Origin of the sequence: Leptolyngbya sp. FACHB-541 (assembly GCF_014695875.1) — a bacterium.
Taxonomy (GTDB): Bacteria; Cyanobacteriota; Cyanobacteriia; order Elainellales; family Elainellaceae; genus JAAUTN01.
Window position 1 is genome coordinate 137,908 of record NZ_JACJPC010000065.1, and the last position, 23,673, is coordinate 161,580.

The following is a 23,673-nucleotide window of genomic DNA, read 5'->3' on the forward strand; positions in this document are numbered from 1 at the left end:
TGTTATTGGTCTAAATTGCTATCTATCGTGCTATCAATTCCCCCTGACTGCAAGAACTCACGCCAAGTCGTATCGATACTCAGATCATCAGGTTGGCTGCGCTTTAACTCAAATAGGAGAGTAAGGGCATCGTACCAAATGCCATCCTCTTGATATAGTGCAATACGCCGGGCAGGGGGAGATTGCTCAATTTGACTCAGACGGACTGGGTTTAGCTCGATACGTTGAATGCTGCCTGTAACAAACTGATCTTCGATACGATTGTCTGGGTTGCAAATGATAGCAAATGACCATGTATAGAGACTGCCAATTTCTAAAGGAGCAACCTGATCGGGAAGGGAAATGCTGATTAAAGTAGGAGTATCCGTCAGGGGGACTGTTGTTCGATAAATGCCTCGTCCGTCTCGGCTGCGAAGGCTAAACTCTGCGTTCTCGGCACTGGTGCTGGGCACGTATACCAGAAACGTAGGGTGCTCTGCCAGGCTTAAACCCGGTGTAGTCGTTGGGCTAAGAGCAGTCAATAAGGGATCGGTTGTTGCCGCGATCGCATCTTGGGGGCAGGTGGATGCACTGCGCCGTCCTCCTGCGGCTGAGCTACCTGGATTGTTAGGCGGGGGTGGGGGTAAGGTTTGCTTGAGCGTCTGCTGAACAGCCGTTGCTTGGGGGGCGATCGCCAGTTCTAAAATCAAGACAACTGCAATAGAGATGTGGCACAGCAAAGATTGGATGTAAATCATGACGTTGTTATAAACAGTTTTCTAGAAGGGCAAAACTTAAGTATCAGGGAAACAGTGGATTGGGGTTACTCCTTTCAGTGTTGCCACGTGAACAAGTGGCTGGTTGATTGGAGGAGTTCTGCACGACTGGCTCAGGAGTGATAGCCATCAGGAGAACCTCTCCAGTGGAAGTAGTTTGCCATCCCGTAGCTTCGGTGAGTGGGATATTGGGGACGTGGAGAGGGTTTGCGACAAATTCCCCACGTCCCCGTGTCTCTATGTCTCCCCGTCCTTCCCCCTCATCCCTTTGCTGAGTTACTGTTAACCTGCGTCTATCCTGCCAACCTGCGTCATCGTCTAGTTGCTGTTCGAGGTTGGGGGGCAAACCCCCTCGACCACTAATGACGAATGAATTGCCCTCGTCTGCGGGACAGCCTTGAGCAATTAACTGAGATGAGTCTACTAAGTCAGTGGGAAGTTCAACTAAACCGGGTGTGGGATCAGTTCCGGTGAGGGTGAGGGCAATCGTTCCATCTAGAGCGGCATTTGCGCCTGTAGCGGTGATGTCACTTAAAGGGGTAGGAGCAAGACGCGGCTGGATACCCAAAATACCAGATGCGTTGATGCTGATATTGCCACCCCGAAAATTCTCCGAATTGGCGCTGATATTGCTATCCTCGTTGGGCACAGCAATTAGAAATTGAGTATTGATTGCGATATTGCCGCCAGGAATGTTACTTCCAGTGGCGTTGGTTGTGATGTTGCCACCGTTGCGTAGGAGAATGAGGGGCGATCGCAAGTTGATATTACCCCCACCACCAGCCGTGTCCGCCCGAATACGTCCTTGATTATTGAGAAAGATCTGACCTGCATCTACAAACAGGGAACCTGCCCGTCCCCGACCTGAACTACTCACCGTCACTTCTGCTTGATCTTGAATGTTCAGCGTTCCGGTTTGCAGGTTTAAGTTACCGCCTGCTCCCCTGCCGCTGGTTTCGGCTGAGATGATGGAGCCATTACCTGTTAACGTGATAGACTCTGGAGCCGTAATGGTCAGCGCTCCACCTCGACCGCCACCAGAGGTGGAAGCAGAAATTTGTGCTCCTTCCTGTAACTGCACTGTTATGCTCTGCCCGTCCCCCTGGGGCTGAATCCTCAAGTTGCCTGCATTCGCATCGGTGGTTGTCTGAGCGAACAGTCCACTTGATGCACCAGAGAGCCGCAGATTAGATGAGTTTACTGTGATGTCTCCGGCATCCCCTTGTCCTGCAGTGCTGCTGACCAGACGACCGCCATTCAGCAATGAGAGAAAGCCAGTGGTAAGGGCGATCGCCCCGCCTGCACCACTAGAGTTAACTGCAGTATTGGTAAACAGTCCACTAGCCGCACTCACCGGATCGACCGTAGTTCTGCCAAACCGAGCTAGTCGAGCGTCAAAGGTAGAGTCACTGCCTGCGATGTGGAGGCGATCGCCCGCATTCACAGTGATGCTTCCCGCTTGACCGCTACTAAAAGCAGTGGTGAGTAGTTGTCCGCCCCCGGTTAAATCAATAGTTTCAGCATTCACAATAATTTCACCCCCTCTTTGGGCGCTGGAAGAGCGGGCACTCAAGACGGCTCCCTCCTCTACCCGCAAGGTATCAGTATCGATACGAATGGACCCGCCCCGCCCCGTTGACGTGTTCTCTGTATTGGTGAGCAAGCCGCTGGAAAATCCAAAGGAACTGGTGCCGGAGAGCATCACTGCATCAGTTGCCCGAACTCGAATATTGCCTGCATCCCCTCGTCCAGACGTACTGGCAGCCAATCGCCCACCCGCTTCAACGGTTAGTTCGCCCGTCGCTATCCGAATACTTCCTCCGCGCCCGATCGAGTTTGGTTCTGTATTGGCATATAGCCCACTGGCTGGACCTGCACTAATCGCATCAATCTCATCATCAGGTTGAGGAACACGACTGGTGTAGTTTGCATCTGTTCCAGAAATGGCTACCCGCTCTCTAGCGTTAATTGAGATATTTCCGGCTCGCCCCTGACCTAACGTAGTCGTCGCCAATTGTGCTCCATTGATCAATGAAACTGAGTCTGCTGTGATCTCGATTTGCCCTCCGATTCCGATGGCTCCAGCGTCTACACGAGTGTTAATCGCACTGGCGGATACGCGATTTGCTCCATCCAGAAGAACGGTATCACGAGCATCAACCGTTACATTCCCAGCATCACCGCGTCCCCTAGTGCTGGTAGACAGTTGAGCACCATTGAGCAGAGTGAGCGATCGCGCAGCAATACCAATATCACCGCCTCTACCAGTGGCATCTCGATCCAGTGTGCTGACAGCATCTCCACCATTAAAGGAAACGGTATCCCTTGCCTGAATTCGGATGTTTCCAGCCCTGCCTTGTCCCTCAGCATTGGTAATAATCCTTCCCCGATCAGAAACGGAAAGTGAGCCTGTGGTGATGATGACATCTCCTCCGTTGCCCGTTGATCCTTCCGTTGCTGAGGTGAATATTCCACTGCGGTTGGTAGTCTGAACGGGGGCTGTACCACGAATCTGTATAGCGTTACGAGCCTCGATAGTGACGCGACCTGAGTTACCCGTTCCACCAACATTTGCAGTATTGATTGCCCCTCCATTGGTCAGAAACAGTGAGCCAGTTGTGATATTTACCGCCCCTCCCTGCCCCACCGCTCCTGGCTCCACTCGTGTAAAAATAGTGCTTGCAATGGTGCCATCGGAAGACTCACCATCCAGGGAAACGCGATCGCGCGCATTGATGGTAATGTTGCTGGCATTCCCCTGTCCAGAAGTTCCAGCAACCATTTGAGCCCCATTGGTGAGAGTGAGTGCCCCCGTCGTGATATTGATACCGCCAGCATTACCGATAGCAGTTGAGCCCACCGTGTTGGATATCTGTCCACCCTCCATCAAGACGGTGTCGCGAGCATTGATATTGACACTGCCACTATCCCCTTGCCCTAGCGTAGATAACAGCATCCTAGCGTTTTCTGTAAAAGCAAGTGACTCCGTAGTAATGTTAATGTCACCACCGTTGCCAATACCCGTTGGTTCCACATAATTGAATACAGCACTGTCCTCTGAAAGAACGGTATCACGGGCATTGATATTAAGATTGCCAACGTCTCCTCTCCCTGCTGTGAATAGAATGAGTTGAGCGTTCTCGGTAAGAGCAAGAGACCCTGTGTTGATATTGATGTTGCCACCGTTGCCGGTGCCCGTTGGTTCTACGGTATTGTATACAAAACTGTTGTTGAACAAGACGCGATCGCGAGCGTTGATGAAGATATCACTTGCATCCGTTTGCTGAGAGGTATTGGAAATTAAAAGTGTACCGTCGAACAAGATTGTTCCCGCTGAGATTGTTATATTTCCCGTATTGCCACTACTGCCAGGTTCGGCTGTGCTGAGTAACCTATTTCCCAGAATCGTGATGCGATCGCCCGCTGTGAGATAGATGCTGCCGGTATTTCCCTGTCCAGCCAAGATGTTGGTTACGGGAGTGTTGGAAATTGTGATCGAGCCAGTTGCATTTAGCTCAAGATCCCCAGTTGGAGCATTGGGAGATCCTGTATCTCTTAGAACTCCAACTCGAAGTGACCCTCCAAAAACCTCAATGTTTTGGGCAAGGATTCTGATACTGCTACCACTGTCTCCTTCGACACTAACATCAGGACTACCATTTCTTAAGAAAACATCCGCTCTGGTTACTTCATCGGGTATATTTAATCGCCAATTCTCGCGCACCGTGGATAACCCAACAATTCCCACCTCACCAACACTTCCTAATTCGACATGGCTTCCTGGGCTAATCAGCCGCCCGCTATCTAGTTGAATTTCTCCTCCAACTAGCAATAGATTCTGTCTAGGAAGAACTTGTAAACCCTGCTCGTTAAAGATGGATTGGTTAACAATAGGCTGTGGAGTGGGTTGGTTGAAGAAGAGCGCATTGGGATTAATGCTGAGCAATTGATTGGGCAGGGGTTGAGCTATATCGCTGCTGAACACTTCCCCATTGGGAAAGCCGATCGCATCCGCAGTCGTAGCAACGAATGAGCCACCAATATTAAGTGCCGCATTCGGCCCAAACAGAATGCCATTGGGATTGAGCAAAAATAGGTTAGCAGTCCCATTCGCTCGAATCACGCCATCAATCTCTGAGACTGACCCACCCGTAATGCGGCTGAAAATGTTTTGGATACCGGCAGCATTATTAAAGAAGGCAGAACCGTCAGTAGGCACCGAAAACTGGCTAAAACTGTGGAATAGATTTCCCCCTCGCCTTGCTCCACCATCAATCTGAAAATTGGGGTTGCCTGTAACTTGCGATCGCTCCCCCGTAGGCAGAGTAACATCAGGAATGACCTCTGCAACACTGGGTTGCACCCAACCTAATACTGCTACAGCACTGGTCAGCAAAACCCATATATTCAGATGCCACTTACTCATCCAGTTTCGTCCCCAGAATTGAATAATTTGGTATAGACAGTCTTGTTGCATAAGTGCGATCGCGCTATCCGTGGCTAATCCTCTCCTAAACGCCATACAGTTATCCCGATTCAGCCATTATTTTCTGGCTGACTTGCCTTCAGTCAATATTTAACGGATAGGGACTCCACAGCTCCTTCTCAAATTTCCGTTTTTTATTATCGTATTTATTTTTCAACATTTCTTCATTTCTTACCACTTAAGTTCATTAAGTTGACTCTTAAGTTAAGCTGACATTGGGTTTATTGCTCAATTAAATTCGATTTAGGCTACCTATATCTTAATAAAGCGTTATAACTCTATAAGTCGGAGTATCTATATTGTGCTAATACCCCATTTGTTTGAAATGACTCTGATACCACTTAGAGCCCAATTTGAGGTAGTAGTGTAGCGATCGCTACAAAACTTCTCACCATTAGAAGAGTGGTTGAGAATGTGCTATCTATGCTGTTACGAGTGTTATGGCGCAAAAACTGTTTAAGGACAAACGATCTGTATCGTTTGGATACTCGAAACGTAATTCCAAAGAGTGCTTAAATAAACTTGGCTGAGAGACTCTACTTCCTTAAGGGCGTTGCTGAATGCGGGTATGATTCACGGGTCTCAATCTCCTCTGTAGGGCATGGCAATGCCATGCCCCTACGAAATTCATACATCAGATCAGCAAACCTCCTTGAGCAATTCCACTAACTCGTCCCTTGCGGACCATATTCATTGCTTCAATCCCACTGGAAGTTCTTCTCGCGCTATTAAACGACTTGAATCCCATCATCGCTTCACAACACGGTTAATGATTCAATGATCTTGCTCAACGAGGTTATTCAAATATTTGCTTTGCTTCAATTCGGTCTTATTTCCAATCGTCTCATCTTCCTTAAGAGTCTCGTTGCCGTTGAGTAAGCAGTATCCTCGTCCACCGTAATCACCCGTGGAGGCTAGGTGTGCTGTGCTTGGGCGATCGGCAAAAAGCCAATCGAAAAAACCAGCGTGGACAAACCAGGATTAAAACACCTTGTATGGATAACCTCCTGAATTGATAGCCTTGACTGGTTTTATAGAACTACAGCCGTTTTCACTCGTATAAACCACAGACCGCTATAGGGGCAGTTCACGAACCGCCCCTACGCTAGGCTTACCCATCCGAAAATGGCTGTAAGTTTTGGTAACTTCCATAAATTAGCTACAAAAAATTAGCTACAAAACAACAGTGAAACCTTTTTTATTTCAAGTAGTGTTCTAGATGTTCCACAAGATGTTTCTTTAAAACGATCACCATTTGCTACTCCTTGCCACGATTGGGTGAGGAGTCTCAGGAGTTGGACGTGCTTGAGGTACAAACAGCGTTTCAGGGAAAAAGGAATGACCAGAAATTTCAATACTCTGATTTCACCTTCACTATCTGAACCAGTTACCTTCAATAGTTAGTAGTGTTGCAAAATGGTAGTTCTGTCGCAAAAAAATTGACTACTCTATATCAAGGACAAAAGTTTGTTAGAATCCCGCATCGGTTTCCTAAGCATAGTGTCCCTAAAAATTCTTGCGACAGAACCGGAACAAGCACTTTAACAGTACGGCTCCAGAGGAGCCTAGCTCACCAAGCTCACCTCTCCTGTATCAAGGTCGTAGTAGGCTCCAACCACCTTAAGCTTGCCTTGTTCTACTGCGTTGGCAATGACTGAAGAGGTTTGTAGCCGTTGCACCTGAAGTCGAACATTCTCCTTGATCGCATTCGTTAGTCGATCGCCTGATTGTCCTTCAGATGCTGCAACGGCAGGTCGGATGGCATACACGAGGGACTCAATCACACCAGGAAGTTCTGTACCAGCTTCTAGAGCAGCTTGGACTGCACCACAGCGTTCATGTCCTAAGACGAGGAGTAATGGTGCTCCCAGCACACCAACGGCAAACTCTTCACTCGCAATGTCCTCTGTAATGGCAATATTGCCTGCAACCCGTACCACAAAGAGGTCGCCAATGCCCTGATCAAAAACGATTTCTGGAACAACCCGCGAATCCGCACAACCGAGAATCGCAACAAAGGGAGCCTGTCCAGTTGCCACCTGCGCAATGCGAACGCTGTCTTGATTCGGATTCAGCCGTCTATTTGTCACAAAGCGCTGGTTGCCTTCCATCAACTTGGCTATTGCTTCATCGGGAGTCAAAGTGGATGAAGCCGTATACGGAGCACTGCCCGAAGCTTGAGCCACTTGAGTTCGATCGGCTCGGTTTTGAACGGTACGAGCCAACGCTCCAGACCCTAACCAAGCAGTGAGCGAAGTTGCACCCACGAAGGCACTGCCCAATTGCAAAATGTTTCTTCTTGAAACCAAAGATTTATCTGAATTCTGCTTCATATTCTCCCCTCTCTGCGTAGATCTCCATCACAATTCGATCGCCCCGCAAAACAAGCTCAGCCGCTCAAGATGGTAGAAGCTTGCTGTACTAATGAGTGCGATCGAGGTTGATTGAGTTTCGAAACAGCTTACCATAGATTAATATCAATTCTCGCGAAATGAACCATTGAGTTTAATCGATGGTTTTCATTAGTGCAACACGGCCCGATCGCACCGTCACTGTTTTTTATTCCTGCTTAAATGAGTAGAAGAGACGCATTGTGCCATTGATAAAACCCAATCCCGCACAAAGGCTCAACCAAAGCATGACATCCAACATCGCTCGGAACAGTTTGTCGTAGCCAAAGATGCGATCGCTCACCATCCCTAACAGCCAGGGCATTATCAGCAGTACTATCGCTGGGAAAAACATTTATCCGATGCCCAAAATGAGTTGCCATTTAGGCATCGTGTGGGTCTTTCGTCTCCACTGGGAAAGGTGAAGCAAGCTGCGAATCGCAAACGCCATACCGATGACCGTGACAATTGCAACACTGATACCCCAAGAATTAATGCTGAAACCACCTGAAGGAAACGTTCCATCAGTGAGCAATTGAATCAATCCCGTTTTGATTTGCGGCAGGGCGAAGGCGATCAGTGACAAAGCACTGATGTTATAGAGCAGAGCGATACCATATTTTTCGTTCGGCAACACAACAGCATCAGTATAGAAAGTAGACAGAATGCCATTATGCTGAAGAACTTGCCTGCCATTTTCTGTTGTGGCAAACCATCCCATTGCATAAGAACTGTCAAGCTGTTGTGGCTCTTCCCAACTTTTGGTGAAAATGGATGCGATCGCAAACTTGAGTGATGTGGATTTTAGATTTAAGGCTACCTCAAGAACCTCGATCACCAAAAATTGGGAAGAGCCGCTGTTGTGGAGGCGTATGCATAAGGGACATGCTGCTTGGAGTTAGCAGTTGTGTGTTCTGAAACTGCCCCTCGTGACTTTGCAGAATGAGATACTTTGCCATGTCCTCAGCAGTAGAAATAATGCCCGCATTGCCACCTAAGTAGGCTGATAGCTCTGGATATGCAAACAGGACAGCAAACGTCATCAGATGTCCCGATGCCAAACGTTTGGCTTGTTGCTGTGCTTCAGCCATTGTCGTTGCATGGAAGGTCTGTAACATTTGAAGCGGCGCAAAGATGTGCGATCGCAAATAGTCTGAGAAGGGTTGACCGCTGACCACTTCCACCACTCTCGCCAAAACATCATAGTTAGGATTGAAATAGTGAAACTCAGTTCCGGGAGCTGCAACTGGATGGGCTTTGTGCAAACTGTTTACTCGTTCTGCATTGGTTGTGGGTTGAGGTTGCAGTGACTCCGGAAAGCCACGATCAGACAATCCACTGGTCTGATTTAGCAACTAGGGAAGTGAGTTTTAAGGTGAGTGAAGGTCGGAGAGAAGATAACACTACCATCACTTGCTCTCACGGTAATGCTGCGTAGCTTCGTGTGGGGCAATTCCAGGAGACGATCTGCTAAACCCATCTCCTCCATAATTTCCATTGCGGAGGGTTGGAGGGTATCTCCTCGAAAGTCGCGATCGAAATCCCGATGGGCTTCCAAAAGCGTTACGGCAATGCCTTGACGAGCTAGAAGTAATGATAGAACTGCGCCTGCTGGGTCACCTCCGATAATGCAGCAGTCTACTTCCTGTACATCTGCTATTTCATGAGTCTGGGAAACTGGCTCAGTTTGAGGTGAACTGGAATGGATTGACATCGCGAACCTCCTCGGGATGTTTTGCTCCCTCTTCTACAAAGCTCAATTAACAGAGCCTTGGCGAAGGAAATAAATGCTCCCACGATTCTCTTGTAAGCTGCCACTCAATCTGATTCCATCCTCGCACATTCATCCAATCAGGACTGGGTTGTATACCAATCTCAACGAATCCGTAACGTTTTGCTAGTCGGGATACCCTCAGGTTAGCGCTCACAGAAATACCGATGATTTCTTTTAGCCCCAAATCGCGAAACCCAAAGTCAATTAACGCCTTACCGATCTCAATCGCGTAGGCATAACGTCCCCAAAATTGAGGTGCCAGTTCAATTCCCAGTTCTGCTTGTTCGGAGCCATAGCCATTCTGTCGCAAACCGCCGCAGCCAACTAACTCTAGAGTCCGGTGATCGACGATCGCTAACTGGTAATTGCGTCGAGGAATTTCGGTTGCCCACTGTCTGAACCGTTGAAACAGTTCTTGAATAAACTCTGGTGTCGATTCTTCTGCTGAACAAAATTCGGCATATCGAGGCTCAGCATGATAGGCAAGAAATGCAGGCTCATCCTCTTGAACAAAATCACGCAGAATAAATCTCTTGGTAATAATCTCCATGAGCAGTACTCTGCCCTCTTATTGCTCAGTGTAGTTACTCGGTGTAGTAACTTATGTTTACGTTTCTCCATCAGGGCTAGAAAGAAAGCCCGTCTCATTCAGCAACTGTTGTAGTTTTTTGTGAGGTAACTCTGTGTCTTTTTTAGGATTGCTCCACATTGTAGAAAAGAAGTTTTGCATCAACACGACAATGCTGTGATATTTAACAACGCTATCCACATAAAACTGATCTAGATTCAGATCCTCATCCACATGAATCTGTTTGATGTTGTTGAGTAGTATGGCTCCCACTTGGTAAGGTTGTAGACCCTCGTTTATGCCATATTTCTCCATTATCTTGCGTTTGCTATTGTCTGAGCATGAATCAAATGCCCAGCGAATTGGATGTCCTAAATTTCGCAGGACTTCCCCGTAATCATAAAAAGTGTTTTGCTCAAAGAAATTTTCTTCCTCTTCCGTCAGTGCAAAACTCTTGTCCAAAGCTAGACCAAAATCGGTTAAATAAGTTTGTTCGCCATCAGTGAGAACATTGCGAAAATGTGCGTCGAAATGGATGATGCCCTTCGTTCTCAAGAAAGCGATCGCCCTCCACAAGTCATTGAGAGATTGCCGAAGCTTGCTAGGGTTTTCTTGCAACCATGTTTCTAGCACATGAGGAACGTACTCTAGAAATAGAACCAATTCATGCTGAGCATTTGACCTATCTAACACATATTTCTTGACGTTGATATGATTGCCCCAGTGCTCTACATCAATCTCTAAATCTGCACGCTCTCCAGTGGAAGAAACAATTCGATAATGGTACATTAACGGAAATGTTGCGTGAGCGTCACTGCTGGAGGCGATCGCACCTTCTAATACCCAATGAGTTGTTTTGAGATGAGTCACAAGTTCACGGAAAACCCCTAACCCAGTAGAACCAAAGCCATAGTTATAAGTGGGCGGAAGATCATAAAGATTTTTAGTAGAAAAAAGGTTGTTATATTCAAGATCTGTAACTGGAACCCGTTTCACGAAGACTTTAGATTGTTCAAAGATAATGATGTGATTCATCCCCCAACCTGTGCTTGATTCATTTGATGCACTTTGGTCAAGCAAAGAACGTAGTTCTCTATCACCTAACTGGGTAAGTTTTGAACTAATCTCGAAATATTTCTGTCTTCTAAGTTCTAAAGAGTTTCTAGGCACGTCCTAAACGCCTCATGTAGGTCGAGCAATAGTTCTATCCGTAGTGTAGCGACCAATCGGGTTCAAAGACCTTTCCATCATTGCTCAAACTGTGCCATTCTTGCATTCAAACACAGCATCTTTGAAGAGGTTCATTCAACATCTGTGTAAAGTGCGATCGTCTCCTTAGCTGCTTGCACAATGCGATCGCGCAATTCTAAAGGTTCAATAACTTCCATCTGTGCACCAAACCCCAATACATAAGCACAAGCCGCTTTCTCAATGTCAAATCGTAATGAGACAGGAATCCAACCATCGGCATCAGGTGCATCAATCATTTCGATGCGAGCAAAGTATCCGGCGTAGCGCAACCAGGACATTGCTTCTGGCGCGACCCGCACCGTCACGCCATAGTACGGTAGATTCGCTTTGAACTCTACCATTGATCGCTGCCAATAGTCAGCTAAGTCGAACCCAATTGGACGAACACAGTGAGCATCCATCAGTACAGCATTCTGCACTCGTGAAATACGGTAAGAACGCACGTCTCCCTCTACGCCTGCCACTAAGTACCAAACACTGCCTTTGGCAACCAGTCCCAAAGGGTTAACCAATCGTTCAACCCGCTTACCATTGCTACGCTCATAGCTCAAAAAGACTTGCTGCTCTTGCCAAATTGCGGCTTGCAGAACCGGAAATGCTGACATCTCTTCGTTCCAATGATGCCATCCGGTTGGGTCAACATGAATGCGCTGACTCACCACTTCTGCCTGCTGACGATTAGCAGCAGGCAATGCTGCCAGAAGTTTGAGTAGTGCGGCTTCAAACGCCTGGTTCCAACCTAAATCTGCTAGCACATGAGTCGGTTTTGGCAAAAATAGTGCTTGAATTTCTGCCAGGTTGAGTCCGGTCAGGGTGGTTTGATAGTCCTCCAGTAAGCCCCATCCGCCGCCCTTACCGCGTTCTGCCACCACCGGAACCCCTGAACTGCTGAGGGCATCCATATCGCGGTGAATAGTGCGCTCAGATACTTCCAGCCGCTCTGCCAACTCTCGTGTGGTTAACCGAGAATAAACCTGCAACAACATCAGAATGGAGAGGAGTCGATCGGCACGCATAACGATTTTTAGAACCCTCGCAACTTCCTCTACACTACTGCTGAAATATGACAAAGGGTGTCAGGAAGTCGCCTTTATGCTGTTAGCTAGAACGCTTTTGAGAGGTCATGATGCAGCCATTAAAAGATAAGATTGCGATCGTTGCAGGAGGTACGCGCGGTGCAGGACGGGGCATTGCGACAGAACTGGGTGCAGCCGGAGCAACGGTTTATGTGACTGGACGCACAACTCGTACACAACAGTCAGACTACAACCGCCCAGAAACCATTGAAGAAACCGCAGAGCTAGTGACTCAGGCGGGTGGACAAGGGATTGCAGTTCAAGTGGATCATCTAGATCTAGAGCAGGTGCGATCGCTCGTAACTCGTGTTGAACGAGAGCAAGGACAGTTAGACATTCTGATCAACGATATCGGAGCAGAACATTTCGCAGAATTTGATAAGCCCGTCTGGGAGGTTGATTTGGAGCGGGGCCTACGTTTGTTACGATTGGCGATCGATACTCATCTGATTACCAGTCACTTTGCCCTGCCGCTACTGATTCAAAAGCCCGGAGGATTAGTGGTTGAACTCACTGATGGAACGGCAGATTACAATAATCAGCACTATCGGCAAGCACTAATGTATGATCTTGCCAAGAATTCAATCATTCGGATGGCGTGGGGACTAGCACAGGAGCTTAAACCCCATCACTGCACGGCAGTGTGCCTGACTCCAGGCTGGTTACGATCAGAGATGATGCTAGATCATTTTGGCGTGAGTGAAGCCAATTGGCAGGATGCTACAGCAAAGGAACCACATTTCATCATTGCCGAAACCCCCCGCTATGTGGGACGTGCCGTTGCCCATCTTGCTGGTGATCCAGAGGTGGCTCGTTGGAATGGTAAGTCTCTTTCCAGTGGGCAACTCGCAAAAGTTTATGGTTTTACGGATCTGGATGGTTCTCAACCGGATGCTTGGCGTTATATCCAGGAGGTGACAGAGATGGGTAAACCTGCTGATGCGACTGGATACAGGTAAGGTTAACCATTTAATTTGGAGCAATTAAAGAGACTTTAACCAGACTTGAAATGCAGTTCGTGCCCTACATACAACTTCCCTTGATCACCTCTGCAAAACACAGTTATTTCACTATATACTTCCGTTTAAATTGCTCATGCAAGTTTTGGGTTGCGGTCTCACCAAATGACGCTTTGGCAAGCGCAAAACTAGAAAAGTCTTTTGCTCGCCACTCATTTTGTGGAACCTCTTCAATGTAGTAAAAATAATCCCAGAGGATGGCTTCCCAGCTTGTGCAGCGAAGCAATTTGCCGCCAAGACTTCCCGTAGGCCCTAACGTGCGGTGTGTCGTTGTATCGCCTCAATCATGATGAACCAATCATCACGATGCAGCTCATGTCCTGTCGCAGGCAACGTGAGTAATTCAGCGTTAGGAATCTCTGCTTTTAATGCCAAAGCATGAGCATAGGGCAGCACAGGATCTTCTGTACCGTGAATAATCAGTGTTGGAGCAGCGATCGCGGCGAGACGGTTCAGCCATTTCTCTCCTCCCTGAAGCAGAGCATGGTTAAAAGCGGTTGTTGGATTGGGTGTGCGATCAAAATCAGCACTCACCAATTCACGTATAGCTGATTCATCAAAGGGATGGGCTGAGCCGGAGAGCAACCGCCATGCCTCAACCTGGTATTCAATCACTGCCTCACGGTTCGTCCAATCGAGTTCACTGGCTTTTGCATGATAGCTGAGGACAGACGGATCATTTCCAGGCATGGTGGAGTCTGCCTCAGCCAACCGTTCTGAGGCAATTAAGGTTAAACTTTTGATGCGTTGAGGATGCTTAAGCGCCATGAGTTGACTGAGATAGCCTCCCAGTGACATCCCAACTAAATGAGCACTCTGAAGACCATAGCCATCGAGTACCCCAAACGCATCATCTGCCAGATCTTCAACGGAATAGTTGATCTGTCCTGGCTCGTAGCTGGTTGAGCATCCAGTATCTCGGTGATCATAACGAATCACATATCGTCCCACAGCAGCCAACTGACGGCAGAATGCTTCCGGCCACCAGATCGCTGAAGCCGTTGCTCCCATGATTAACAAAATTGGAGTATCGTCCGGAGAACCAAACGATTCTGAAAAAAGGTGAACTCCGTTGATGCTAATTTGTTTGCTTTTCATACGTTGCCTTATTCAGTTCGGTTTTGTAACTCCAGTTCATTGAACGGGTGCTGCATATTTAGTTCGCTGTGACTGGCGATCGCTTCTAAATTCGCAATCGTTCTTCAAGGAATTACATGATGAACACTGCAAAGTTCAAGCTATGTCTCCATCGGAACTCCAGTTAATGTCTATTGTCATGGTTCCAATGGTTCAAAGGGCTTGGCATCTGAGAAATCATAGATTTCGACCGCTTCTTCACGCCGAATCATCCGTTTTCCCAAGCGAGGAAACTCAGCAATCTCAACATCCAGGTTCTCTCCTCCTGCCAGATACACGAGGTCTTGAGTCCCTGTATTCCTGAGATGGTGAGCCACTGAAGGGGTAGGAAATCCCATAAAATCTCCAGCACTCACCTCAAATTCTGACCCATCAATTTCTGCGACACCATCACCCGATAGGACATAAATCCATTCTTCTTCCCGATGATGGGAATGATAGATAAATGATTCTTTGCCGGGAGGTACTTTAATGAAGTTCACTCCTGTGCGCTGTAGCCCAACCGTTTTGCCTAACTGCATTCCTGCCAGCTCGGAGTTTGGGTTCCAGGGATGTGAGAAGTTTTGCAAATTTTCAACAATTTGTTTGGATTGGAGAAGCAAAGGGTGTTGATCTGTCATGCTAACTTTTCTCCGAAAACTGATTAGTACAGCTCACTCATAAGTTGGTATGCCCTACCGTACTCCAACGTTGGTTTGTGTGCTGACGAGATGAATGCGATCGCACTCAGTCGCAGGATGAAGCCGCAACTCCCCTAGCTTGCCATTTCAGTGAGCGAATCCCTGGAGCGGGAAAGCGAGTTAAGGAAATACGATATCCGTTGGCACGTTGCTCTAGCAGTTTTGCCCCAATATGACTAAGCTCAACAGGCAGTATCAACTCAGGTGGAGACGCATAGGGCTGTGGATAAAACACATCTGTCTCGCCAACTCCTAGTACAGCTGATAAATCACCTGATTGCATGAGTAATGCATCATCACCTTCTGCACAAATGATACCCACCTGGCGACTTTGCAAAGTTGCCATTTCAATTTTCAATCTTGCTACTTCAGCCTCTGACTCAGCGAGTCTAGCCTCCAGGGACTTCAGTTCTGCATCACTTGTAGAAGCATTGCACGAGGCTAGACTGGCGAAACAAGCAGTAGCAAGAAATACCTGGTGCCAAGAAAGGTTAAACATTGTTTCACACTCTCAATTGAGCAGATTGAGGCGATCGCTTTTCAGGTCGTGGATTTGCTTTAATTTATCTAAATAAAATGATTCACGTAAGGAAATTTGCTCAACATCATTTTTTCCATACTACGCCCATTCTTACAACTTTTCTAGAGTAGAGAAATTGTCTAAATCTGGCTATCTGCTTCCTGCCATACTATCAAAATCTTGCGACCAGCTTTCAAAAGCCAGAGTGAGCCGCGCAAAAGTGACTACAATCGAAACAAGACTTTTCATGTACACAACCAGATTTATAGAATGAGACATCAACAATCATCTAGTAGCTTTGTATGAACCGTGCTGTATCTTTATTAATGGCTGTGTGTATTAGTTTCATTGCAGGGTTACTCATTTGCATAGGAACCTATTGGTTTGTCCGAGCTTACTTATTTCCACCAGCGACTCTCGAAGTTCGTGGAGTTTTGAGGTTTCAATCACAACCCAGTGCTCCAAGTGCCACTGGTAATCCTCCCAATGGCTATTTTGTTGAATCGACTGCAATTGATCGATTTTATCTAGAGGGCGATCTGATTAAGACTTATGTTGGTTCTCTGGTTTTGGTTAAAGGAACGATTTCGACCGTGTGTGGTCCTGATACTTATCCTTGCTACCCAAATCTCCTAGTAAAATCTGTAATTCAAGTTTCAGGGTCAGGCTAATGATCGAGAGGATCAAGACTCATCAGGTCTAAAACATCTTTTAACACTCCACTAATAAAAAGGCGATCGCACTAACTCAAGTTTGACAATCAAGTGAACTTAAGTTCACCTTGTTCCAATACTTTAGATTGCCTGATTAGCAATCGTTCTGTTACTTAAAGTGCAAACTCTAAGTTGACGACGGATTTGGACTTGTTTCCTATAGTGAATACTACAAACTGCTATCCAAGATTGAAGAGAAGCGATTTCACAGTGCCTCTAGTACAGGAATTTATTTTTCTTCAGAGGTTTAGAATGAGCCACGATATTTTTACTGAAACAATTAGCGATCGCAACCAATTAAGTGTACCTCCCTCAGAACAAGATCATCTTCAGGGATCGCTCAAGGCCAAAGTTGTACTTGTTGAATACGGAGATTATCAGTGTCCTCAATGTGGAAAACTTCATGCTTTAATTCAGACCATCCAAAACCATCTCAATGCAGCCTGTTCTCAACAAAATAATCTCTGCTATATATTCAGGCATTTTCCTCAGCCCCAAATTCATCCATACGCTCAAAAGGCAGCGGCAGCAGCAGAAGCAGCGGCAGCACAAGAGCAATTCTGGCAGATGCACAAAGTTTTACTGCAGCATCAGCTAGCTTTGAGCGATGGTCATCTAGCGGAGTATGCTCACAATTTAGGGCTTGATGTGACTCAGTTTGTTCGTGACATTGTTAGAAAAGTGTATGCTGATTCCATCAGTCGAGATGTCACGAGTGGAAAGCACAGTGGCGTGCTCAGCACTCCGGCTCTGTTTATTAATGGTGTTCGTTATAGAAACGCTCTAGAACTTGAACCGCTATTGGCTGCGATCGCCAAATCTAACAATTCTCCATGACAAGCTATTCGCGTTTTAATTGTTGATGACCACTCCATTGTTCGGTGAGAAATTATGACCCAACATCAAGATAAATTCAATCAGAAGCATCCCAGTCAGAATATTGAAGGAAAAGAAGAATCTCGTTATGAAGACGAAGCATCCATCGGTGGAGTCATGGATGAGGCACAACTTAGCAACGAAGAGCTTGCCGGTATTTCTGGTGGCTTAAAAAATTCGAGCGACTTACTTCAGCAAGAAATTTCACACGATGTCCTTGGCGAGGAAACCAAGTCATTTGAACCTGAGCCAACTTTTCCAAAGCCATCTCATCTAGAAGACTTGTCATAAGCATCGTCGATTCCAGACTTAAGGAGTAATTCATGACGACCTATCGCACGGTTGCGATCGATGGTTTAGATATTTTTTACCGCGAAGCAGGTTCTCGTGATAATCCAACAATTCTGCTGTTGCACGGATTTCCGGCTTCATCACATATGTTTCGCAATCTGATCCCTACGCTTGCTGATCAGTTTCATTTAGTTGCCCCCGATTATCCGGGCTTCGGCAACAGTTCGATGCCAACTGTAGATGAGTTTGATTACACATTTGATCATCTGGCTGAGATCATCGATAAATTTCTCGATGCGATCGCCGTCCAGAAATATAGTCTTTATGTGATGGATTATGGTGCTCCCGTTGGCTACCGCATTGCAGTTAAACATCCAGAGCAGGTAGAAGCATTAATTGTTCAGAACGGGAATGCCTACGAGGAAGGATTTGGCAAGTTCACGGACCCGATTAAGGAATACTGGCGAAACCCTTCTCCTGAAAATACTGACAAGATGAAACAATCTTTCACCTTGGAAACAACAAAGTGGCAGTATACCAACGGTGTTAGTAATCCAGAAGCAATCAGTCCTGACACCTGGACGATGGATCAATTCTTTCTCGATCGTCCAGGAAATGAAGAGATTCAGCTAGCACTGTTTTATGACTACAGAACGAATCCACCGCTCTATCCACAATGGCAGGAGTATTTCCGCAATCATCAACCTCCTACCTTGATTGTTTGGGGTCAGAACGACGACATCTTTCCTGCCGAAGGCGCTTATCCCTACCAGCGTGACCTGAAAGACGTTGAGTTTCATCTGCTTAATACCGGACACTTTGCGTTGGAAGAGGAAGGAGAGGCAATCGCCAATTACATACGTCAATTTCTCACATCACGACTGCAATCCATTCCTGCCTAACAAAATCGCACAAATAGCTATCCCGACCACTACATCATCTGCGGTTGATGTAGTGGCAGTGATTCAGCGTGAACAATCGCTCGTGCAATCCTTGGGATAGTTTTTATGCAGAAGGACGACAGGTCATGACTCCTTCCCTCTGAGTATCAGCATTAGGGTTACTGCCCATTGCCCGAACTGTAATCGTAGGTTCATAGCCAGGGTAACAACGGATCAAAACAGTATCTGCAGATTGGGTCACGTACAGCACATAAACAGGTCTACCTCCTAGTACAGCAGGAACTAGGTCGGGGGGTGCCGGAGCGGTTGCAACAAGTGTTGATTGATTCAGAGCATCTATATCCGGCGTTTCAGATAAAACAGACCGTGCTTGAACAGACTGCAAACTGATCAGGACTAATGCCACGAGAGTAGCTAGTGCAGCAAAGAATTTAGCGGATAGTTTGAACATGACTTTAAAGTATGGGTGTAGCGTTATATGACTTTAATTTAAGGAACAAATTTTAATCTGTCGTCAACTCAAAGTCCTGATTTGAAGCAACAGAATGATTACCTACTGGGCAAACTGAGGTACTGCCGTTGCATCAAACTTAAGTTCACGTAACATTTCTATAGGCTAAGCGATATTCACTGTCCTGCTAACGTTTGAGCCTGCTCTAGCAATTGTTCAGCGTTCTCTGCCCATTCTGGCTGTTCCTGAGTGGTAAACAGATCTTTGGCATATTGCAAAACTCGCTCGGCACTAGCGTATTGCCGCTGCTGAATAAATACCAGTCCGGCTCCGTAATATGCATTGGGGTAATTAGAGTTGGCTTCGGCGGCTCGACGAAATGATTCTAGTGCGTCGTCCAGATTACCTTGAGCAAACTGAATCGAGCCTAGGTTGTAGTGTGCTTCTGGATAGCTGGGACTGATCCGAATTGCCTGACTAAAGGCAGTAGCAGCTTGTTCAAACTGTTCTTGTTGAAGGTGAACCAAGCCTAAGTGATAGTGTGGCTCTGGTGCAGAGGGGCTGAGTTCGGTAGCACGTTGAAAGGCAGCGATCGCCCTACCCCAATCTTGTTGTTGTTCTCGCACCAGTCCCAAATTGTAATGGGCTAAACCTAAGTTTGGATCAAGGGCGATCGCCCGCTCCAAATAATCGTCTGCCTGGTCAAAGTTGTTTCCTTCTAGCAGTGCTGCTCCTAAATTGGCAAAAGCCAGGGCAAATCTTGGTTCTGCCTGAGTTGCTTGATAAAAGGCATTGGCCGCATCCTGAAGCTGTCCTTGCTGGCGCAAAGCTAATCCCAGGTTGTAGTGGGCGGGTGCAAGTCCAGGATTCAGTTCAGTGGCTTGACGGAAGGCGGCGATCGCCTCATTCATTTGCCCTTGCTGCACAAACTGCAAGCCTTGATTCAGCCGATCTTCTGCCGTTTGTGAAACTGTCTGTGCCTGAGCAACGGAAATCGCACTTAAACCAATCGGAGCAAACAGCACTGGAATCAAAGACAAACTAACGAGTAAAGATCTTGCAACCATGCCAACCACACTCCTGGGCGATCGCCGCTATTGTACTGCGTTCATCGTTCTAATCGAACTGTCATCGAACTGTTGAAGTCTGACCTGACAAAACCAATCCCTTATTATTGAGTCAGTGAACTGTTGCGATCGCCCATACCATGTCTGCCCCAGCCACCGAAACAATTGAAACCGTCCTGGAGGAAGCGGTAGACGGCATCGTCCTTCCCCCCAGTGACCTCTACAGCGACGAACCCCCTTTGGAAACACATCTCCACTTGCAGCAAATGCTGCTGCTGCTTAAGTGCCTGGATTGGCTATGGCGCGATCGCAACGATTACTTCGCCACGGGCAACCTCACAATTTATTACAGCTCTCGTCGGCTCAAGTCAGAAGATTTTCGTGGTCCAGACTTTTTTGTAGTGCTGGGTACGGAATGCAAGCCGCGCAAAAGCTGGATGGTGTGGGAAGAGGAAGGAAAATATCCAAACGTAATCGTTGAATTGCTCTCAAATTCCACCGCCAAAACCGACCGAGGGTTAAAAAAACAAATTTACCAAGACACCTTTCGCACGCCCGATTACTTCTGGTTTGACCCCGATTCGCTGGAGTTCAAGGGTTTTCATTTGGTGGATGGCACCTATCATGACCTTCAGCCAAATGAGCAAGGGCAGTTGTGGAGCCAGCAGCTAAATCTTTACTTGGGCCTTCACAACCATCAACTGCGGTTCTTTACTCCAGAAGGACAACTGATTCCCACTCCAGAAGAGTCTGCCCAAGCGGCTGAGGCAATGGCGACAGCGGAACGACAGCGGGCAGAGGCAGAACGGCAGCGGGCAGAAGTAGAACGGCAGCGGAATGAAAAACTAGCAGCAAAGCTACGAGAGCTAGGCATTGATCCCGATACAGAGGTCTAGAACTCCTTTGAGGATGACTCCGATCCCGCAAAAAATTCTAGGTTTTGTTTAATTCTCAATCTTAAGCAAAGTACACTAGAAGGAATTTAGTGGCGGTGAAGTGGGACGTACAGAATGTCTTTAAAGATTGAGCAGGGACTATTTAACTCAGACTTCATTGACTACCATGCGATTTTGGGAGTTCCCGTTGACGCAAATCCGAAAGAAATCCGGAAGCGCTACCTCAAAATTGCTCGACGGCTCCATCCAGATAGTTTCGCGACAGAAGATCAGACAGAGCGCGATCGCGCCAGTGAATTGCTTTCAAAGCTGGTCAACCCCGCCTACGAAAAAATCTCTCAGGAGAAAAGCTACAGCGAATACTGTGTTGTGCTGCGGCTCAAAGGACAGCAGGCGCTCAAGCAGCAAGATACAGTCGTGTTGATGAACGAAGCCTCTCGCACTCTAGCTTCAACCAACGACCTGGAAAACTACTACAAATCGACTCTAAAAGAGTTGGCAGAGCAGCAGTATAAATTGCTCAACCAAACTCTAGAACTAACAGGGCGGATCAGCGAACTCAACCTGGTCTACCTGATGCGTAAAGAAGCGCGCGGAGAACCTGCAAACCATCAGCCCGTTCAGTCTGATTCTAAAAAAGGCTCGACGCAAAAAGCCCCATCCGCTCCAACAACGCCTAAACCCCCACCTACCAAAGAGGCGATCGTAACAGCCTATTTGCGTCGAGCTAAGGAATTTGAGGCAAAGCAAGATTTTCCCAGGACAATCCTTGAACTGCGTGAAGCGATTCAAATTGACCCTCGCAATAGCAGCTGCCATAGCCGCTTGGGAGCAGTCTACCTGAAGACGAATCAAGCGACGATGGCAAAAATTTACTTTAATCAAGCATTAAGCCTCAACCCCCAAGACCCAATTGCGCTGGAGGGTAAACGTCAACTTGAGGAGGCAGGCGGTCAGTCTGCCAAATCTCAGCAGACGAGTGCGAAGAGCAGCAAAGCCAGTAAGCCGAGTGGCGGGCTGTTTGGATTGTTTGGCGGAAAGAAGAAGTAACAAAGAAGTAGCAATGTATCAACCTCCCTCTGGAGCCAGAGATCTGTTTCCTCTGGATGTAGCTCAAAAACGCTGGATCGAAAACCGTTTGCAGCAGGTTTTTCAACGCTGGGGCTACCACCGCATCATCACCTCTACCCTGGAACGGGTAGATACGCTGATGGCAGGTGGGGCTGTTCAGCAGTCTACAGTCATTCAATTGCAAGAACTTGAGGATGAAACGCTAGGGCTGCGTCCAGAGTTGACCGCTTCGATCGCCCGTGCAGCAGTGACTCGTATGGCGGGCGTGAGCCATCCCCAACGGCTCTATTACAATGCCAATGTGTTTCGGCGGGCACAGCGGGGCAGCCACAACCGCCAGCAGGAATTTTACCAGGCAGGGGTGGAGTTGTTGGGCAGTGGCGGCATAGTGGCCGATGCTGAAGTGGTGCTGCTGTTGATGGATTGCCTTAGCACGTTGGGACTAAAAGATTGGCATTTGGTTTTGGGAGAGGCTGGGCTAACGCGATCGCTCCTTTCCCCTTTCCCCGAAGACCTGCGTGACCGGGTAAGACGGGCGATCGCCCACCTCGATCGAATCACCCTAGAAACTTTGCCCCTATCTACCGAGTTGCGCGATCGAGCGCTGCTGCTGCTAGACCTGCGCGGTCGTCCGGCAGATGTGCTGCAACGAGTTTCCAGTCTGGACTTGGATGAAACCCAGCGGGCTACTGTGAATGCCCTAAAGTCGCTGATGGAAGTGTTGCAAGCCAGCTTTGAGGCTGAAGGGGAGGCAATTGCCCCCTCCCTAATTCTGGATTTAAGCTTAATTCAAACCTTTGACTACTACACGGGCATCGTCTTCGAAGTCGTAGGAGATGCCAATACAGGGCGGCGAGTGCTAGGACAGGGCGGTCGCTATGACCAGCTTTTGGGCATCTATCACCCACAAGCAGAAACCTATCCCGGTGTCGGATTTGTCTTTAACCTGGAAGAGTTGCACCAAACGTTGCTGCCTACAGGTCAACTGCCCCATAACACTCCAGCGACCAACTGGTTAGTTGTTCCATCTAGCCCACAGGACTGTGCAGTTGCCTTTGCTTATGCCCAGAAAATTCGCGAATCAGCCAACCTGGTCAGGGTAGAAGTTGACCTGGATCAGCGGGACAGCCAGGATGCGGTGCGCGACTATGCCCGTCATCGCGGCATTAGTCAGATTGCCTGGATCAATGCTGACGGTGTGCCTGAGATTGAAACCCTGTCTTCTGTAGGATAAATCTCACCCATAAATCACCTCTTGAGACGTGAATGGTAGCGCGGTTCCATCGTGCTACCATTCACGCAAAAAATCTAATGAGCCTTTGCCTGTAAAAGTAGATATGGTTGCAGTCGTGTCTACACCTGTTAGGCTAGAAAAAGCTGAATCAGGCTCATCCTGCTGATTCTTCAAGAGAGAACACTGAGAGAGAACACTGTGCCGCATACGATTCTGACCAATACCTGTGAGGGCATTGCTGATTGTGTTGATGCCTGCCCGGTTGCTTGCATCCATGAAGGGCCAGGCAAAAACGAAAAAGGGACAGACTGGTACTGGATCGACTTTGCTACCTGCATCGACTGCGGCATTTGCCTGCAAGTCTGCCCGGTAGAGGGGGCGATCGTGCCGGAAGAAAGACCCGATCTGCAAAACACGCCTGAGTAAGGTAAAAGATCTAACCGATCTGACCATTAAAGCGGGATTGCAGCTAGCTGCAATCCCGCTTTAATGGCTTATACCAGTTCTCCAAAGTAA

General features: G+C 47.6%; 22 protein-coding genes and 3 pseudogenes. 8 read left to right on the forward strand and 17 right to left on the reverse strand.

What is annotated here, in order from left to right:
- Positions 1 to 2: 2 nt before the first annotated feature.
- From H6G00_RS14735 to H6G00_RS14780, 11 genes and pseudogenes are all read right to left on the reverse strand, one after another.
- On the reverse strand, positions 3 to 737 hold the full coding sequence (locus tag H6G00_RS14735) for a DUF928 domain-containing protein (protein ID WP_190797314.1): 735 nt from the start codon (positions 735 to 737) through the stop codon (positions 3 to 5).
- Positions 738 to 780: 43 nt separating this feature from the next.
- Positions 781 to 5,277 carry a filamentous hemagglutinin N-terminal domain-containing protein gene (locus tag H6G00_RS14740; protein WP_190797315.1) on the reverse strand — a complete coding sequence of 1,499 codons (4,497 nt, stop codon included), beginning with the start codon at positions 5,275 to 5,277 and terminating at the stop codon, positions 781 to 783.
- Between the two features lie 598 nt (positions 5,278 to 5,875).
- Positions 5,876 to 6,066 (reverse strand): annotated as a pseudogene (locus H6G00_RS35390) (DDE-type integrase/transposase/recombinase); the annotation flags it as partial.
- Between the two features lie 740 nt (positions 6,067 to 6,806).
- Positions 6,807 to 7,574: a carbonic anhydrase gene (locus tag H6G00_RS14745; protein ID WP_190797316.1), complete on the reverse strand. Its 768-nt coding sequence runs from the start codon at positions 7,572 to 7,574 to the stop codon at positions 6,807 to 6,809.
- Positions 7,575 to 7,800: 226 nt separating this feature from the next.
- Positions 7,801 to 7,956 (reverse strand): hypothetical protein, encoded by a 156-nt coding sequence (locus H6G00_RS14750; RefSeq protein ID WP_190797317.1) that lies wholly within the window; start codon positions 7,954 to 7,956, stop codon positions 7,801 to 7,803.
- 30 nt (positions 7,957 to 7,986) lie between these two features.
- Complete coding sequence (locus tag H6G00_RS14755) at positions 7,987 to 8,472, reverse strand: hypothetical protein (protein ID WP_190797318.1); 486 nt, start codon at positions 8,470 to 8,472, stop codon at positions 7,987 to 7,989.
- Entirely contained in the window at positions 8,453 to 8,965 is a 513-nt protein-coding gene (locus H6G00_RS14760; RefSeq protein WP_190797319.1) for a serine hydrolase domain-containing protein, read from the reverse strand. The genes H6G00_RS14755 and H6G00_RS14760 overlap by 20 nt, the downstream gene beginning before the upstream one ends.
- Positions 8,966 to 8,988: 23 nt before the next feature.
- A pseudogene (locus tag H6G00_RS14765) lies at positions 8,989 to 9,345 on the reverse strand (FAD-dependent monooxygenase); the annotation flags it as partial.
- A 46-nt stretch (positions 9,346 to 9,391) separates the two neighbouring features.
- Positions 9,392 to 9,955: a GNAT family N-acetyltransferase gene (locus tag H6G00_RS14770; protein ID WP_190646013.1), complete on the reverse strand. Its 564-nt coding sequence runs from the start codon at positions 9,953 to 9,955 to the stop codon at positions 9,392 to 9,394.
- 57 nt (positions 9,956 to 10,012) lie between these two features.
- Positions 10,013 to 11,008, reverse strand: a complete 996-nt coding sequence (locus H6G00_RS14775) for a hypothetical protein (RefSeq protein ID WP_199318492.1) — start codon at positions 11,006 to 11,008, stop codon at positions 10,013 to 10,015.
- 266 nt (positions 11,009 to 11,274) lie between these two features.
- Positions 11,275 to 12,240, reverse strand: coding sequence for a YafY family protein (locus H6G00_RS14780; protein WP_190797322.1), 966 nt, complete (start codon positions 12,238 to 12,240; stop codon positions 11,275 to 11,277).
- A gap of 110 nt (positions 12,241 to 12,350) precedes the next feature.
- Here H6G00_RS14780 and H6G00_RS14785 point away from each other — a divergent pair, with 110 nt between their 5' ends.
- Positions 12,351 to 13,259, forward strand: a complete 909-nt coding sequence (locus H6G00_RS14785; protein ID WP_190797323.1) for an SDR family oxidoreductase — start codon at positions 12,351 to 12,353, stop codon at positions 13,257 to 13,259.
- A gap of 103 nt (positions 13,260 to 13,362) precedes the next feature.
- Here the strand turns inward: H6G00_RS14785 and H6G00_RS36665 are convergent.
- The 4 genes and pseudogenes from H6G00_RS36665 to H6G00_RS14805 all read right to left on the reverse strand — a co-directional run.
- Positions 13,363 to 13,560 (reverse strand): annotated as a pseudogene (locus H6G00_RS36665) (aminoglycoside nucleotidyltransferase); the annotation flags it as partial.
- A gap of 11 nt (positions 13,561 to 13,571) precedes the next feature.
- Positions 13,572 to 14,417, reverse strand: a complete 846-nt coding sequence (locus H6G00_RS14795; RefSeq protein WP_190797324.1) for an alpha/beta fold hydrolase — start codon at positions 14,415 to 14,417, stop codon at positions 13,572 to 13,574.
- Between the two features lie 176 nt (positions 14,418 to 14,593).
- Positions 14,594 to 15,076 (reverse strand): cupin domain-containing protein, encoded by a 483-nt coding sequence (locus H6G00_RS14800; protein WP_190797325.1) that lies wholly within the window; start codon positions 15,074 to 15,076, stop codon positions 14,594 to 14,596.
- 106 nt (positions 15,077 to 15,182) lie between these two features.
- Positions 15,183 to 15,635 carry a hypothetical protein gene (locus tag H6G00_RS14805; protein WP_190797326.1) on the reverse strand — a complete coding sequence of 151 codons (453 nt, stop codon included), beginning with the start codon at positions 15,633 to 15,635 and terminating at the stop codon, positions 15,183 to 15,185.
- Positions 15,636 to 16,621: 986 nt separating this feature from the next.
- Between H6G00_RS14805 and H6G00_RS14810 the strand changes: the two genes are divergently transcribed.
- Genes H6G00_RS14810 through H6G00_RS14820 form a run of 3 tightly spaced genes read left to right on the forward strand, consistent with a single transcriptional unit; the run spans position 16,622 to position 18,438 of the window.
- Positions 16,622 to 17,206, forward strand: a complete 585-nt coding sequence (locus tag H6G00_RS14810; protein WP_190797327.1) for a DsbA family protein — start codon at positions 16,622 to 16,624, stop codon at positions 17,204 to 17,206.
- A gap of 54 nt (positions 17,207 to 17,260) precedes the next feature.
- The gene (locus H6G00_RS14815) at positions 17,261 to 17,536 is read left to right on the forward strand and encodes a hypothetical protein (protein ID WP_190797328.1); all 276 of its coding nucleotides are present in this window, start codon (positions 17,261 to 17,263) and stop codon (positions 17,534 to 17,536) included.
- Positions 17,537 to 17,568: 32 nt separating this feature from the next.
- Positions 17,569 to 18,438, forward strand: coding sequence for an alpha/beta hydrolase (locus tag H6G00_RS14820; RefSeq protein WP_190797329.1), 870 nt, complete (start codon positions 17,569 to 17,571; stop codon positions 18,436 to 18,438).
- 103 nt (positions 18,439 to 18,541) lie between these two features.
- On the opposite strand, the gene H6G00_RS14825 is transcribed toward H6G00_RS14820, so the two are convergent.
- Together H6G00_RS14825 and H6G00_RS14830 are read right to left on the reverse strand one after the other, a co-directional pair.
- On the reverse strand, positions 18,542 to 18,889 hold the full coding sequence (locus H6G00_RS14825) for a hypothetical protein (RefSeq protein ID WP_190797330.1): 348 nt from the start codon (positions 18,887 to 18,889) through the stop codon (positions 18,542 to 18,544).
- 176 nt (positions 18,890 to 19,065) lie between these two features.
- A complete protein-coding gene (locus H6G00_RS14830; RefSeq protein ID WP_190797331.1) occupies positions 19,066 to 19,956 on the reverse strand; it encodes a tetratricopeptide repeat protein in 891 nt (296 codons plus the stop codon).
- Positions 19,957 to 20,096: 140 nt separating this feature from the next.
- On the opposite strand from H6G00_RS14830, the gene H6G00_RS14835 reads away from it, so the two are divergent.
- The 4 genes from H6G00_RS14835 (at position 20,097) to H6G00_RS14850 (ending at position 23,583) form a co-directional block, all read left to right on the forward strand.
- Positions 20,097 to 20,852, forward strand: coding sequence for a Uma2 family endonuclease (locus tag H6G00_RS14835; protein WP_190797332.1), 756 nt, complete (start codon positions 20,097 to 20,099; stop codon positions 20,850 to 20,852).
- Between the two features lie 114 nt (positions 20,853 to 20,966).
- Positions 20,967 to 21,902 (forward strand): J domain-containing protein, encoded by a 936-nt coding sequence (locus H6G00_RS14840; protein WP_190797333.1) that lies wholly within the window; start codon positions 20,967 to 20,969, stop codon positions 21,900 to 21,902.
- Positions 21,903 to 21,915: 13 nt separating this feature from the next.
- Complete coding sequence (locus tag H6G00_RS14845; protein ID WP_190797334.1) at positions 21,916 to 23,157, forward strand: ATP phosphoribosyltransferase regulatory subunit; 1,242 nt, start codon at positions 21,916 to 21,918, stop codon at positions 23,155 to 23,157.
- A gap of 198 nt (positions 23,158 to 23,355) precedes the next feature.
- Complete coding sequence (locus H6G00_RS14850; RefSeq protein WP_190646000.1) at positions 23,356 to 23,583, forward strand: 4Fe-4S dicluster domain-containing protein; 228 nt, start codon at positions 23,356 to 23,358, stop codon at positions 23,581 to 23,583.
- Positions 23,584 to 23,673: the final 90 nt, after the last annotated feature.